Annotated in this window: 15 protein-coding genes; all 15 read right to left on the reverse strand. The window is 46.9% G+C overall.

Annotated features, from left to right (window positions below; genetic code table 11):
• Positions 1 to 20: 20 nt before the first annotated feature.
• Positions 21 to 311, reverse strand: coding sequence for a type II toxin-antitoxin system RelE family toxin (locus HRR27_RS02615; protein WP_173270502.1), 291 nt, complete (start codon positions 309 to 311; stop codon positions 21 to 23).
• A complete protein-coding gene (locus HRR27_RS02620; protein WP_173270505.1) occupies positions 301 to 540 on the reverse strand; it encodes a type II toxin-antitoxin system RelB/DinJ family antitoxin in 240 nt (79 codons plus the stop codon). Before HRR27_RS02620 ends, HRR27_RS02615 begins: the two co-directional genes overlap by 11 nt.
• A 151-nt stretch (positions 541 to 691) precedes the next feature.
• Complete coding sequence (locus HRR27_RS02625) at positions 692 to 1,600, reverse strand: GAK system ATP-grasp enzyme (RefSeq protein WP_173270508.1); 909 nt, start codon at positions 1,598 to 1,600, stop codon at positions 692 to 694.
• Positions 1,593 to 3,221, reverse strand: coding sequence for an aminoglycoside phosphotransferase family protein (locus HRR27_RS02630; RefSeq protein ID WP_173270511.1), 1,629 nt, complete (start codon positions 3,219 to 3,221; stop codon positions 1,593 to 1,595). Before HRR27_RS02630 ends, HRR27_RS02625 begins: the two co-directional genes overlap by 8 nt.
• Before the next feature lie 45 nt (positions 3,222 to 3,266).
• Positions 3,267 to 3,566 (reverse strand): amphi-Trp domain-containing protein, encoded by a 300-nt coding sequence (locus HRR27_RS02635; RefSeq protein ID WP_173270514.1) that lies wholly within the window; start codon positions 3,564 to 3,566, stop codon positions 3,267 to 3,269.
• A 42-nt stretch (positions 3,567 to 3,608) separates the two neighbouring features.
• A complete protein-coding gene (locus tag HRR27_RS02640) occupies positions 3,609 to 4,832 on the reverse strand; it encodes a metallophosphoesterase family protein (RefSeq protein WP_173270518.1) in 1,224 nt (407 codons plus the stop codon).
• A 10-nt stretch (positions 4,833 to 4,842) separates the two neighbouring features.
• A complete protein-coding gene (locus HRR27_RS02645) occupies positions 4,843 to 5,550 on the reverse strand; it encodes a histidine phosphatase family protein (protein WP_173270521.1) in 708 nt (235 codons plus the stop codon).
• Between the two features lie 135 nt (positions 5,551 to 5,685).
• Positions 5,686 to 6,819 (reverse strand): class Ia ribonucleoside-diphosphate reductase subunit beta, encoded by a 1,134-nt coding sequence (gene nrdB, locus HRR27_RS02650; RefSeq protein ID WP_173270524.1) that lies wholly within the window; start codon positions 6,817 to 6,819, stop codon positions 5,686 to 5,688.
• Positions 6,820 to 7,004: 185 nt separating this feature from the next.
• Positions 7,005 to 8,804, reverse strand: coding sequence for a C4-dicarboxylic acid transporter DauA (gene dauA, locus HRR27_RS02655; protein WP_173270527.1), 1,800 nt, complete (start codon positions 8,802 to 8,804; stop codon positions 7,005 to 7,007).
• Positions 8,805 to 9,015: 211 nt separating this feature from the next.
• Positions 9,016 to 10,473, reverse strand: coding sequence for an aspartate kinase (locus tag HRR27_RS02660; RefSeq protein WP_173270531.1), 1,458 nt, complete (start codon positions 10,471 to 10,473; stop codon positions 9,016 to 9,018).
• A gap of 127 nt (positions 10,474 to 10,600) precedes the next feature.
• Positions 10,601 to 11,794 (reverse strand): chromate efflux transporter, encoded by a 1,194-nt coding sequence (gene chrA / locus HRR27_RS02665; RefSeq protein WP_173270534.1) that lies wholly within the window; start codon positions 11,792 to 11,794, stop codon positions 10,601 to 10,603.
• A gap of 89 nt (positions 11,795 to 11,883) precedes the next feature.
• Positions 11,884 to 12,276: an ectoine synthase gene (locus tag HRR27_RS02670; protein WP_173270538.1), complete on the reverse strand. Its 393-nt coding sequence runs from the start codon at positions 12,274 to 12,276 to the stop codon at positions 11,884 to 11,886.
• A gap of 17 nt (positions 12,277 to 12,293) precedes the next feature.
• Positions 12,294 to 13,571, reverse strand: coding sequence for a diaminobutyrate--2-oxoglutarate transaminase (gene ectB / locus HRR27_RS02675; protein WP_173270541.1), 1,278 nt, complete (start codon positions 13,569 to 13,571; stop codon positions 12,294 to 12,296).
• A gap of 18 nt (positions 13,572 to 13,589) precedes the next feature.
• On the reverse strand, positions 13,590 to 14,168 hold the full coding sequence (gene ectA, locus HRR27_RS02680) for a diaminobutyrate acetyltransferase (protein ID WP_173270544.1): 579 nt from the start codon (positions 14,166 to 14,168) through the stop codon (positions 13,590 to 13,592).
• Positions 14,169 to 14,574: 406 nt separating this feature from the next.
• On the reverse strand, positions 14,575 to 14,934 hold the full coding sequence (locus HRR27_RS02685; RefSeq protein ID WP_173270547.1) for an ArsR/SmtB family transcription factor: 360 nt from the start codon (positions 14,932 to 14,934) through the stop codon (positions 14,575 to 14,577).
• Positions 14,935 to 14,962: the final 28 nt, after the last annotated feature.

Consider the following 14,962-nt stretch of genomic DNA (forward strand, 5'->3'; position numbering starts at 1 on the left):
GAATTTTATTCGTAAGGTTTTTATGTTTTTATTCGGTATGTCGCATCTCGATAAGCCCGTTCTTTATCACGTTTACCAATTGCAACAACAAACACCACTACACGGGCATCTTGTACTTGATAAATCAATCGATAGCCACTTTGACGTAATTTGATTTTGTAACAATTATCAAGCTCTCTAAGTTCATTCTTCTTAACTTTTGGGTTCTCAATAACCTTCTCAAGTTTCTTTTTTAATTGGCTACGAATACTCCCATCCAGTTGTTTCCATTCCTTGAGTGCGCGTTCATCAAATTCAAGGCTATAAGTCATCCAAACTCACCGCAACAGGCTTAGGGTCATTTAAACGCTCACGAACGGTTTCCAATAAATCTAAATCTTCATCATTTAAAAGCACGGGTTTAAATGGAAGTTTATGGTTTTGAGCTACGTATTCTAAAGTTTGACGTAATAACTCTGACGGAGTGATGTTTAAGTCTTCTAAGGCTTGGTAGGCTTCGCTTTTAAGATTGTCGTCAACTCTAATTGTGATAGTTCCCATGATTTTTCCTCTGGATAAAGTAATTACATTTGTAATCACAATAGCATAAATTTCCTGTAATGAGAATTGTGTTTGTCAATCGTTGCAACCAATTGAATTTAAAATTATTTCAATGTAAGAAAGCGAGAACTACATACCATGAATAGTCTCTCTATTGTGCGTTTTGCAATTGCTTGATAACGTAATCGACGTAGGTTTGCGCCATATTCAAGCCAAGACCGTCTTTCGCGCCCTTAAAGCCGCCGAAGGCCGAGACTTCAAAGCAAACTGGTCCCTGTTCGGTTTCCGCAATATCAACGGTGGTGTAGGCTAAATCAAATTGCGCCTGCGCTTTGTGCGCCATTTCGATAATTTCTTCGCTCGGTTTAACTTCGGCATATTTACCGCCGGAGTGAATGGTCGTGTTCCAACTGTCGCCGTTGGCAACGCGGGCATAGGCCCCTTGATATTCGCCGCCGAGGAACACCAATCCCATGTCGTGACCGGGCAGTTTCAGCTTTTGTTGGATATAGAAGAATTTGTGGATGTCGTAAAATTCCTGTAATTCTTTCATCATCTTTTTGTCGCTCTGCTCGGCGCTGATCACCTGCATGCCGCGCGCTTTGGTCGAGAACAGCGGCTTAAGAATGACTTCGCCGAACTCTTTGACCGCTTGCAAAGCGGCATCGATATCTTCAGTAATCACGGTTTTCGGCATCGGAATTTTGGCGCGAGCTAAGGAAATAGTGCAGCTCATACGATCGACCAGGCGGATGATTTCACACGGTTTGGAATAGACTTTTACACCACAGGATTCGACAAACCGTAAAATTTCCAAACGATCCAAAACCATCGGACTATAGGTTTGTGAGATTTTCTTAATGATGATCGCATCGAGTTCACATAGACATTGGCCGTTATAGGTGACGGTCGGGGTCGCTAGGTCAGCGACTACTTTTTCGATGTCTATCACGCAACGGAAGCCGGTTTTGGCTTCAATCTCATCGGCGAGCACTTCGGTCGACCATTTGCCGGGGATGCCGACGACACCGATTTTGAGTTGCGATACTGGCTTAATCACGGAATAGCTCCTTAGGTAACTGGTAGTTTTTATATTCTTGTTTACTCATTTGGCTAAGATGTTCCAGTATAAAACGCCCTTTATAGAGCATGGCTCGAGCGTGTTCTTTATCGAGCACAAAACGGGTTGAGCTGATAAAAGAGCGCGCCAGACCGAGAGCCATGCGCAGGGCAAAGTCATTATCATTATGTTGTTCGGCGTAATCAGCGCCGAAATCGTAAATCGCCTGCATACTGAGACGAATGCGCTGGCGGATTTTTGGGCTGTATTGTTTTAAGCGGTAGAAAGAGACGATCAGCACCGAGAGATCTTGCGTGTAATCTTGATAGTCGGAACGATGCAGATCGATGAAGTTGATTTCGCATTTGTCGGCATCATACAAGATATTGTCGACATTGAAGTCGCCATGAATATAGACCGCTTTCGCAGGCTGTAGTTTTTGTTCCAGCTTGATGGCGTGTTTAATTAAGGTTTCTAGCGACGGCTGTTTGGCATCACCGATTTGTAGTCCTTTTAAATTAAATTCCGGATGAACCGCATAGACGCTTTTAAGGCGTTTTTGCAGCTGCGGCATAAAACTGGTGTTAATGCCTTGCGCTTGTTCGGTCGCCTGCCAAATCTCGGTCAAGGTCGCAAACAGACAGTTCAGTCCGTCTTGCAACACCGTGCGATTATCGAGCAGTAGCTTGTCGAATGTTTTACCGGTTAGGTATTCAAATAACAACGCTGCCTTGTCGCCTTGTTTTTGGTAGGAATAAACTTCCGGCGCTATGCCGGGGAATTTTTCGTGCCAGCTTTCGATGCCGATTTTCTCTTCCAGCAGTTTTTTCTTTTGCCCTTCTTTGAAAATCGCTAAGAGTTCATCCTGCGCTTCGCTTGCTGAGGCGACACCGGAAATGGTGCAGCCGGATTTGGTTTCGCCCATCGAATGAATGTGAATTTGATGCTCGGCAAGATCCAAATCCATTGCCGACAGGGTCGCTTCTAATTTTTGATAGCTGTCGATTTCGATAAACTGTCCGAGCTTGCCGGAAATGATTCCCTCGCCGACCTTGAGTAGGGTGCGCGCCATATATTGAATGTCTTTGACCACAAAGCTACTCTGCATCAGCGCTTCGTCATAGCGTTCTTGCAATTTTTGTTGGTAGCGTTTCAGCTGTTGGCGACAGACCTTGTCCATCCGCACTTGTAGTTGGCAGATATCAATCGACAGTGCAAGCTCTTCGCTTTCGATCGCCGGTTCGATCAATTCCAAGCCGTTATTCAGATCTTGCAAGGCACTGAGGACGCGTTTTTTTTGCAGGCTGTGCAAGGCGTCGCTGCGTTGCAGTTGATAACTAATGGTTTCCAATTGGCGCGATAAGCTGATTAAGCTGTAGGAGACGTGTTCATAGCCTTGAATCACGGCACGATAATCTTGGTTGCTGTTTTGAATGGCTTGGTAGGCGCGGTTCAGCAAACTGAGGTGTGCGTTTTCAATATAGGCGGTGCGGCTTAAACTACGGGCAAAACTTTCTGGGTCGGCTTCGTTCACGCCTTCAATCACAGCCAGAAGCTGTTTTTGCAGATCGATAAGCAGAAAGCGTAGGCTTTCATAGATTTCCGGAAATAATTTGTTCATTGAGCAAACAGCCTTAACAGAGAAAAACGAGGAAGCAGGGATGGGTTAGGATTTTTTCGGTTTTTTTGCTTTCTTCGCCTTAATGAACAGCGGCTCGTTATCCGGCTCTTCATCGGTTTGCTTATTCCATGTTAGTTTGATGCGTAAGCTTTGGCTTTTCTTGGTGCTACTTGCTTTCAAGCTCATCAGGGTCAGGTCGCTCGGCTGCATAATCTGTTTCTCATCGCCGTCGGAGAGCAGGATTTCACCCGTTTTGACCGCATTCGCTAAGGCGTGTAGATAGTTAACAACGGCATCGCGATCTTGCAGAGATTCATGCTCAAAATATTGGGTTTTTTTAGCCATATCGCTCTCCTTTTTAGATGACAAAATAAGCACAATTGTCGCTTAGACTAGCAAGCTTTCTTGCCATTGATCTTGACCCGGCGCAAAGTTTCGTTGTAACACGCCGAGTGAAAAACGATTGCTGCTCAATGCACTGACCGTACCACAGGTTTTAAACATTGTCACCGCAGAGGCTCCTGGAGCTAGCTGGCTTTTTGCACGGCAGTTGGCATTCAGCTCCGCATCACACTCGATGTGCAATAATTTATTGCGGAACACCAATTGCTGACCATTGATATGCGCACGGTGGCCATTGACCAAAGCGTGAATGCCTTGATTTTTTAATGCCTGAACACCAAGTTCGCTTAATGGATGGTCTTTGTCGCGATATTTAGTGCGCACGACATTGCCGAGTTCGTTGTAGTAGATTTCGAAAATCTTACCTTGTTGCAACTTTCGGTTGAATTCCTGATTCAGTCGCTCGAAGCCTTCGTCTTGCATGCGGTGGATAATGCGATCGTCAACACCGGCATGACAAAATAGATAGCTGCCGTGGCGTTGCATCAATTCGAGGTTTTGGAAAAACCAATAGAATTCGCCGTCTGGTTCGATAAACAGTTGTTTGGTTTTCTCGACCGCCAGCGCTAGATGCTGCCAGTCATAGCCGTATTCACGCCACGCTTTGATAAAGGAGAGGCGTTTTTTACGAATCTGCTTGATCTCTTTTTTAATCTGTTTGGCGGTCATGAAATTACGCGCATACTGTGGAAACAGTTCAAACCAATCTTCATCCGGCATCAGCGAGTTTTCAATCCAGCTTGCCGGTGTTTTCGGCAACGGCATCCCAGTGCAATATTGTTGGAACACTTCGGCAAACAGCGATGCCGCTTTACGGCCCATGCGCACGAAAAAATGCGCTTGGCGTAAATCGTCTTGGAAATCGGTCGCCAAGAGTCCTGCATAGACACGTAGATCATGATTGCCGGCAAGAATCTGTAAATCCATTCCGGATTGCTGTAGCTGTTTTAACAAACGAAACAGGCTGAGATTACTCGGTCCTTTATCAAAGCAATCGCCTCCGATTATGACTGTCGCCGTGGCCGCACTGTCGGTTAAAACCGTTTGTTGTAGCGTTGAATCTTGCGTTACCAGTTTACCGAGTTTAAGCGAAGCCAGAAGGGCATCGGCATCGGCGTGTAGGTCGCAGATAAAATGAATCGGTTTACTCGGCGCTGCCCAATGATTCGGAGGCGCTGTTAAGGTATTTGCGTGAGCGATATTTAACATTTTGAACCTTCTAATCGGGACGTTCGACTTCTTGGCGGACTTTCCATTTGCCGGCAATCAAATCAATCGCCATGGCATGCTGTTCTTGGCGGCATTCAAAGACCATCGGTTGTGCATAATGCATCGAGTAGCGTCCGATTTCCGCTTTTTCCAAAATACCAAGTTGATAGGCGGCATGACGGAAAGACGCGCCGTGACCAATCATGATGATTAATTGTGGACGATCGCTTTGCGAGCTCTGCGCCAATACTTGGTTTAGCGTCTGTTGGATAAATTGGCTAACGCGGGTACCGGATTGCATTAAAGATTCGGCACCGTCGACTGGCAGACAGAAATCGGAATTGCTTTTCCAGTGTGGCGGAAGCGGCGAAAAACGCGGGTCCTGTTCGATAACCCCTTCGATTTCGCTCAGGGTCAAGTTTGCTAAAGAACCGACCGAACGCTCGTTTAATTGCGCGGTACTGCTGATTTGGCACGGCCACGGCAGATGGTGTTCGATTTCATTAGCGGTCTGCCATGCACGTAAGAGATTGGCACTGTAAATATTGGGATAGAGCGTCCAATTTTGGTGCTCAATCAGTTTTTGTAAAGTCTCGGCGGCTTGCTGACACGCCTCAATTCCTTGTTCGGTCAGGCCATGCGGTTGGTGTGCGCTCGGTACTTGCTCAGCTTGGTAATAGTGAGCATGGCGCAAAAAAGCTAGATAACATCGTTTCATGGCGTCAGTATAAAAATGCAGAATGACGCTCAGATAACACCTAGTTGAAAGATTTATGACAGACTGTAAAACAGAAAACGGCCCGATGAATGATCAAACGGGCCGTTATTCAAGAGAAGAGGATAATTGATTAATCTATAGTGAACAGTCGCTAAAGTCAGAGGTGTCGACTTTGGAGTCCACTTGACCGACCAGATAAGAGCTGATTTCAGACTCCTGCGGCGCGACTTGAACATTGTCGGAAACTAACCAGTTGTTCATCCACGGTAGCGGGTTGCTGCGATTTTCGAAGATCGGTTCAAAATTCAACGCTTTCAGACGCACGTTAGTGATGTACTCAACATATTCTTTCAGAATGCTGGCATTCAAGCCAATCATCGAACCGTCTTTAAACAGGTATTCTGCCCACTCTTTTTCTTGCTGTGCGGCAGAACGGAAAATTTCAATTGCCGCTTCTTTTTGTTCTTTGGCAATCTCCGCCATTTCCGGGTCGTCTTTGCCGCTCGCCATCAGGCTTAGCATGTTTTGCGTACCGGAAAGGTGCAAGGCTTCATCACGCGCAATCAGTTTGATTACTTTGGCATTGCCTTCCATCAATGAGCGTTCAGCAAAGCTAAAACTGCAAGCAAAAGAGACGTAGAAACGAATTGCTTCCAGCACATTCACTGAAACTAACGTCAGATAGAGCTGAGTCTTAATCTGTTTGCGGAAGTCCGGTTCATTGGCCAAATCAATTTGGTTGGCGTACATCTTATTTGTCAGCGCAATCAGTTCGTCATAGTGAGACGTCACCGCCAAAGCCCGTTTGGTGATTTCTTGGTTATCGACAATATCATCGAACACTTCCGACGGATTGTTAAAAATATTGCGGATGATGTGCGTGTAAGAGCGGCTGTGAATGGTTTCGGAAAATGCCCAGGTTTCAATCCACGTTTCTAACTCCGGCAAAGACACCAGTGGCAAAAGTGCCACATTGGGTGAGCGACCTTGTACCGAATCTAGGAGGGTTTGGTATTTTAGGTTGGAGATAAAAACGTGTTGTTCGTTTTCCGGCAAACTTTGATATTGACCGCGATCGCTAGAGATGTCGACCTCTTCCGGACGCCAAAAAAACGAAAGTTGTTTTTCAATCAGCTTTTCAAAAAAGGGATATTTTTGCTGGTCGTAACGCGCTACATTGACATTTTGACCAAAAAACATAGGCTCTTTCAGGGCATTGTTATGGCTCTGACAAAATGTTGAATAGGTGTTTTTTTCTTGGCAACTCATATCCGTTTTATCCTTTGGTTTTTTGTATCTCCTTAAAGGGAAGATGCGCATTTTTAGACAAAAATCGTAAAAAATCGTTGTTATTTCCAGACGGAAATTGACCGAACATTTTACAGCACAAAAGTTAATCATGGCATTTTAATTTAATGAGAAAGGGAACAATGCCGATTCGGGTTTTGCAGGATTTAATGCCGCTCTGTTGCTTTAGATATCGGCGCAGTTTCCGCGCGACTTTGAATGCTCAGCGAGGAGGAAATTTCCGCGGTTTGCTCGGTTGGATTCTGCTGGGCTAAGCGTTCATGAATGGCCAGCTGTGCTTCGTCAAGGCTGGCAAAGAGGCGGAAATGGTCACCAAATTTATCAAGGCCATAGCGTGCCAAGGTTTTAAGCGGTTGGAACTGTAATTCACTTAAATACACCTCCACCCCATTGCGTTCCGCAAGTGCGATAAACCGGCGCAGCGCGGCTAAGCCCCCTGAGTCAAGAATCGTGACAGCGTCCATTTGCAACACTATGCCGTCTTTTTTCGACAAGGTTTCTACGAGTTCGCTAAAAATGCGGTCTGCGGCCGCAAAAAACAGCGGTCCTTGAATGCGATAGATATTCCATTCTTGCGGAATGGATTCGTTATGGTAACGCTTGACGTTACGAATATCCTGCAGACGGGTCATTTCGGCAATCTCTTTAACGAACAGTACAGAGGCTAAGACCATACCGGCGGTTACCGCAATCGAAACATCAAACAGTAGAATCATCACAAAACAGCTTAGATAAACCCAGGTGTCGCTGTCTGGTGTGCCGCGTAACAGAACCAAAGCGCGGGAGAAAGAGCTCATCTTCCACGCGACCAAAATCAGTAATGCCGACATTGCGGGCATCGGCAAATGAACCAGCAATTTGGCTAAAAAGAAAATCGCAAACAGCACCACCAGTGCGTGCACCATTCCGGAAACCGGCGAGAGTGCGCCAGCTCGCAGATTGGTCATAGAGCGCGCCATGCCGCCGCTTGAGGCAAAGCCTCCAAACAGGGACGATAAGACATTGCCCAAGCCTTGTCCGAGCAGTTCACTATTTGGCGAATGACGCGTTCCGGCGGCATTGTCCAGCACTACCGCACAGAACATCGATTCCATGGCGCCTAAAACCGCTAAGGCAAAAGCCGCAGGTAACAGAAATTTGAACATCTCCCACATTTCGGTGGCATTCATTAGGGTGAGCATTTCCCACATCCAATCGCCTTTAAAATTGGGTAGAAAATGTGGTATTTCTGCAAAGAGTTCGCCAACCGTTTTGATTTCAGCGCCTTGCATATTCCAATAATAGGTCGCCACGCTGGCAAGGATAATGCCTGGTAAGTGGCCGGGTAGCCGGAATTTAAAACGTGCCCAGATAATCATAAACAGCATGGTGCCAATGCCGATTACCGCCGATTGCCAGTGCAGTTGCGGTAAATTTTGCACCATCATCCACAGTCTCTCCATAAAGTCGGAGGGTAGGTTTTGCAGTGGCAGACCAAAGAAGTCCTTAATCTGGAGCAGAATAATTAGGGTCGCAATGCCGGTGGTAAAACCAAGGGTGATGGATTCGGGAATGTATTCGATCCAGCGGCCAAGCCGTAGATAGGCCATTAGCATTAAGAGTAGTCCGGCCAGAAATGAGACCAGTACCACACCGAGCAGACCGTAACTTTCGGCAACCGGAATCAGTAGGATAACAAACGAAGCGGTAGGGCCGGCGATGCTAAAGCGAGAGCCGCCAAAAAGTGCGGTAAAAAAGCCGGCGACAATGGCGGTGTACAGTCCGTAAATCGGTGAAATCCCGATACCGGTGGCCAGAGCCATCGAAATTGGAATGGCTAAAATCCCTACGGTAAAACCGGCGAGTAAATCCTTGCCGAAAGCGTGGCGATCGTAGCCTTCTTTTTTGAGAAAATCGCGTAAACCGTAACCGATTTTGAGACTGGTGAAGTTGGTGGATTGGGCCATACGCTAGAGTGTCGTTAAAGATTGCTATCAGGGTTTTTCATTATGCAGCACTTAGCATCACTTGAAAATTCTTAATTCGATTTCGAGTCGTCTTATCGCAATTTTGTGTATCACTAAGTTGATTGGAAAAGGTATGAATCGCGCAAATAAAAAAACGATGTCGATCATAGCCGACATCGTTTTTTATCGAGGCGTACTGAAAGGGTAAGCTTCAGTGTTTGGCGATGGCGTTTCCGTGGTTATGCACTTCGATTAAACGTTGATGGAGCGCTTTAACGGCAATCGCATATTGGTCGGCATCGACGAAAATTTGCATTTCCACCTGACGGGTGTTTTGGTGCATCGCTTCAATATTGATACCTTGATCGGCTAAGCTTTGAATTGCCTGAGCCAATAATCCTTTAACGCGCATATTGGAACCCATTGCAGACACCATCGACAGTTTGCTGGTGGTAATCTGTGCCGAAGGGAACAGTTCTTCAAATTGCGCGGTGGCTTTGGAGATCTTTTTTAAAGAGCCATTAATGTACAGCGTAATGGTGTTGGCATTGAAGTCTTTGCTAACGACTTGGCAGACATTACGCTTAGTGACTTTCAGGATTTGGGTTTCGTATTCCGATTGCAGGTTTACCATCTCTTGATCGAAAATTTCGACCGCAATTAAGCCTTCCATGCCGGCAATGATTTCTACTTTGGGTTCAACCGATTTGTAATCCGCAGTAATCAATGTGCCGTGGTGATCGGGTTCAAAGGTGTTCATAATACGCAATGGGATTTCAGCTTGACGCAGTCCTTTTCCGGCGCGAGGGTGAATCGCTTCCATGCCCAAATTGGCTAACTGGTCGGCGATGTCATAGCTGGTTTTACCAATCGGCACGGCATTGCTTTCGCCGACTAGGCGAGGATCTGCAGAGGAAAGATGGAACTCTTTATGAATCACCGCTTCGCTCGCTTTAAGCATCACCGCGATGCGACTAAAGGTCATTTCTGAATAGCCACGATCAAAGGTGCTGATGAGGTTTTCTGAGCAGTGTGCATAACCGGTCACGATCGGTAGAGTGGTGCTGAAATCAATGTCGGCGAAGGCGCTTAGAATGTGCTCATCCAACGGCATTTTTTCTTTGATGTCCCAACCGGATAGATCGACGAACTGTGAATTGACGCCGTGGTTTTGTAACAGAGACGCCAAGTTGTATGCAGAATGCGCTTCACCGATAGAGGCCAGTAATTCACGAACGGTTAACAAGTGCTCGCGCAGTTCAAAATGGCCGTGGCTACAGATTTCATGCAGGTTAATCAAGACTTCACGCGTGTCAGTAATGCGCTCGTCAATAAAGGCATTAGCGTGTTTAAGTTGTTCGCCATCGCTAAACAGCTCGGCGTTGATTTTCAGCAGTTCGGCACGCAAAGTCTCCAGCGACATCTGCCAAGCGTGCATATCATCGCCGCGTGCAAACAGGCCATAAACACCTGGTTCACCGGTTTTTTTATGCTCAAGTAGCAAGTTGGTTACGCCGGCGTAAGCCGAGACAACAAAGACGCGGTTATATAAAAACTCTGGGTACAAAATAATGTTGTCGCGCACCGCTTCATAAGCAGACATAGAGGTGCCGCCGATTTTCTCAACACTGAGTGGGCGTGAGGCAGACAAGTTTTGTTGGTTAGACATAGTATTTAACGTCTCTTAAGTCATTGTTTAAACAGGGGTTCTGCGCTATTTGCAGTTCCCGAAAAAATGGGCGCTATTTTACAGCCGTATTGCCGTTTTGTGAATGGAAAATTGCGCCCTAAGTCGCTTATTGCGTCATCCATAACATCAGCGGCCAGATAAGCGCATAAATAAGTAACAGCCAACCGATTTTGATACGCCAACGCTGCAGTGCAATAAAACCGATGATGGCCGCAAGCGCACTGGCGATATCAGTAATCGCACTAACCGCCACCGGATTGATTAAGGTGGCGATTAAAAGCCCGACCACTGCGGCATTGACCATGCCGACGCCACCTTGCAGTTTCGGTTGGTGCGCCAGTTGTTGCCACCTTTCTAGCAGCGCTAACATCAATAGCAATCCCGGTAAAAACAGCCCGAGAGTGGCGATGATCGCGCCGACTATTGGTGTCTCCGGCAGCAATAAAGCGCCGAGATAGGCCGACAAAGTAAACATCGGGCCGGGTACGGCTTGCGCCAGTGCATAGCCGCTTAAAAATTCTGCCGAACTGATCTGTTCGCCAATGGTACTTTGCAACAGTGGCAACACCACATGACCGCCGCCAAAAACCAGTGCGCCGGTTTGCGCAAATGCGGCAAATAGCTGCAATGCCGATTGTAGCTGCTCCGGCATAAACCAAAACCACGCAATGATTAAGCCGGTCAGACCGAGTAGCAACCAACTGAGCGGATGAGTGTTCGTTTTGATTGTTGTTTTGCCGTTTGCTTTGATCTGAGCGGGTAAAAAAGACCAGCCGATGATAAAGGCCAGTAGCAAAACGGCCATTTGCATGGACGTACCGGCAAACAACAGTAGCAACAATGCGCTCAATAATGCGGTGAGTTGCGAACTACGCTGTCGGCAAAACTGGCGAAACATTTTCAGTACCGCATCGGCGACCACGATGACCGCCAATAGTTTTAAACCGCTGATAACCAAAGCATAAATCGGTTGATCGCTCGGCGGTTGATACAGTGCCACCCACAACAGCAATAAAAATGATGGCAATGTAAAGCCGATAAAGGCCGCCCAGGCACCGAGAATACCAGCATGTCGGTAGCCGATGGCAAAGCCGACTTGGCTCGACCCCGGGCCCGGCAGAAACTGGCTCAGCGCAATCAATTGGCTATATTCGTTTTCATCAAGCCATTGCAGGCGTTCGACAAAATGTTGGCGAAAATAACCGAGGTGCGCGGCAGGGCCGCCAAAACTGATGCAACCTAGCCAGAAAAACTGCCAAAGAACTTGCAGGCTTTTACGAATATTGGAAACAGCGGGCATGGGACAGACCTTTGCAGAGAATGGTTTTGCCCGATTTTACCTTGTGTCATGTGCTGATGGATGACCGCTTTTTTGCACATAGTCGGTTTTTATTCCGGCAGGTTGTAAGAACCGTCCTTATCATGGGTTTCGCGACCGGTTACCGGCGGATTAAAAACACAAACCATGCGCATCTGCACACCTTTATTGGCACTTAGAATATGTTGGTCGTGTTCGTTTAGGGCGTAAATCGTTCCTTCGCGAATCGGGTGCGTGATACCGGTCGCTTTATCGTAGATTTCGCCTTCACCTTCAATGCAGTACACCGCTTCAAGGTGGTTTTTGTACCAAAGATGCAGGTCTTCGCCTTCTTTGATTAGGGTGTCATGCACGGAAAAGCCCATGCCGTCTTTGGCCAGTAATAAACGGCGGCTGTTCCATTGTTTAGAATCGACATCGGCATCGGTACCGATGACATCGTCGTAGAGGTTTTTAACGATCACAGTGCTTCCTTGATTATTTAAGATTTAGCGATTTGATGGTTCTGTTCGACGGCGGCAATCGCCGTTTTGAGAATTGTGAATCCTTCGTTGATTTGCGCTTCGCTAATCACTAAAGGACCGAGGAACTTAATGACATTGCCTTCTGATCCAGCGGTTTCAACAACTAAGCCATTTTCAAATGCGTTGGCACAAATCAGATTACACAGTTGCGCATCATGAAATTCGATGCCCCAGATAAAACCGAGTCCACGTACTTCACGGGTTAGCTGAGGAAAATCTGTTGCCAAGGCGCGCATTTGTTGTTCAATCAAGATGGCTTTGCTTTTGATGCGTTCTTCAAAAGTAGGGTCTGCCCAGTAGTGGTCAAGTGCGGTGGTGGCGGCGACAAATGCGAGATTAAAGCCACGGAAAGTGCCGGAATGCTCACCCGGTGACCATTTGTCAAGTTCGGGTTTCATTAACACCAATGACATTGGATAGCCGCCGCCAATGGATTTGGATAGGGTGATTATGTCGGGTTGGATGCCTGCGCGCTCAAAGCTGAAAAACTCACCGGTGCGCCCGTTGCCGACTTGGATGTCGTCGACCACCATTAAAATGTCGAAGTCATCGCAAATTTGACGCAAATCTTTTAGCCACTGCGCGCCCGCGACATTAATACCTCCCTCGGCTTGAATGGTTTCCAGCACAATCGCGGCAGGTAATTCGGTACCGGAGGAGTTGTCTTCCAAAATTTTACGCAGATAGGCGATGGTATCGACTTTATCGCCAAGGTAATTGTGGAAAGGCACCTGATAGGTGTAACCCGGTACGCCATAGCTGTCGTCGTGGTAATACTGGTTACCGGTGATACTTAAAGAGCCCATCGACATACCGTGGAAGCCGTTGGTGAAACTCATTACCTGTTTGCGACCTTTAACCTTACGGGCGATTTTCAGTGCGGTCTCAATGGCATTGGTTCCTGTCGGGCCAACGAACTGTAGCTTATAGTCCAGCTTGCGCGGTTGCAGGATGTTTTTGACAAAACTGGCGATAAAATCGCGTTTGGCGACGGTTCCCATATCCAATGCATGGCCGATGCCGTTGTTTTCTAGGTAGTTAATAACAGCACGATTAATATGCGGATTGTTGTGTCCATAGTTTAAAGCGCCGGCGCCGGCGAAAAAATCGATGTAACGCTTGCCGTCTTGATCCCAAATTTCCGCGCCTTGGGCTTTTTCGAAAATGGTCGGAAAAGAGCGAATATAGCCGCGGACTTCGGATTCGTAAGTGTTGAAAATAGCTAAATCTGACATGAAAGGGTCTCTCTTAATTTAAATTTGTGATAACGGTGTGGTTTGCTTTAGCGGTGAAATAGCGCTTAACAGCGTTGTAAGTGGGTTGCCGTTGGCAAACGCGAGGCGATATTCGTCTTCCGGGTCGTGGTCCTGTCCCGCAAAATGTGCCGTGCTTAAGAAGGGTTGTATGCCTATTGTTAGCCCGTAGGCTTGAGCAAAACGCTTAAAAACGCTTTGTGATGCGTGGTTGCCTGGACTGATGGTGGCACTTATGCTTTGCAACTTTGGTTGCTGCTTAAGGGCTTGCAAGAGTTGTTGTTGCAGCAGGCGTTTGGCTATTCCTTGGCCGCGCCCAGCTTCAACAACGGCCAATTGCCAGACAAACAGTTCAGTCGGTTTGTCGGGGCGCAGATAGCCGGACACAAAGCCGAGCAGTTGCCCGTCTTTTTCTGCGACAACGCAGGTCTGGGCAAAATGTGAACTCTGTAAAAAGTACAAGTAGCTTGAATTGAGATCGAGCGGCGGTGCCGCGGCAATCAGTTGGTAAATTTTGTCGCCATCGCTTAAGTGCGGAGGGCGGAAGTTAATCGCTAAGTTATCGGTACATGGCTCCATGATTAAGCTCTTCGGTTAAAGATGAATCTTTGACCAATCGCGTTGTAACAAAAGTAAATTTGAGAAACACAATAGACGTGAAGGATTGATAGGGTCGGTAACCGCGTCGGGTTACTGTGCGAAGTCGACGAGTGCCTCGCTGCCTATGCCTTACGATTGATCCTGAGGGCAGAGTCCCTTGGAATAGACTTGACCGAATGCGACGGCCTAAGAAAGCGCGCCTAAACGCAAAAGACAGCAATGTAATTGCAGTAGTAAAAAAGATAATTTAAGTCTTGGGTTGCTTTAAATTGGTGCATACCTTAACAAACCAGTATAAATTTTCAAGGGTATATTGATAAATGCAATGTTTGTTATGCTTGGTATACTGTTTTTTCTATGGATTTAAGGCTTTGCTTTTGCTGGTTTAAAGGTCGCATTGACGTGGCTTTTTTTCATATTCTTGTAAACGAGCCAAATCCGCCTGCACCACCGCAAGGTGGCTAAGTTGTTGCAAGCTGTCGTGCATAATCGCGTTAAACGGATGCGACTCTTGCAGTGCATAGTGCACCCAGTTGCTTTCGCGCCAAGCGTTGACCAGCTGCTGGTTTTTTAAATAGGCAAGGTGGCGTGAAACGCTGCTTTGCGACTGTGCTAAAACCTTGACCAAATCACACACGCAGAGCGATTCGCGCTGTTGTAGTAGCGCTAAAATGCGTAAACGCAAAGGCTCTGCCAGTGCTTTGTGACATAACGCATGATGTTCAAGTGAGTCAAAATTTGTCATAAAAGCTTCTATTATCAGATTGGATTTT

This window comes from Thiosulfatimonas sediminis, from assembly GCF_011398355.1.
Lineage (GTDB): Bacteria > Pseudomonadota > Gammaproteobacteria > Thiomicrospirales > Thiomicrospiraceae > Thiomicrorhabdus > Thiomicrorhabdus sediminis_A.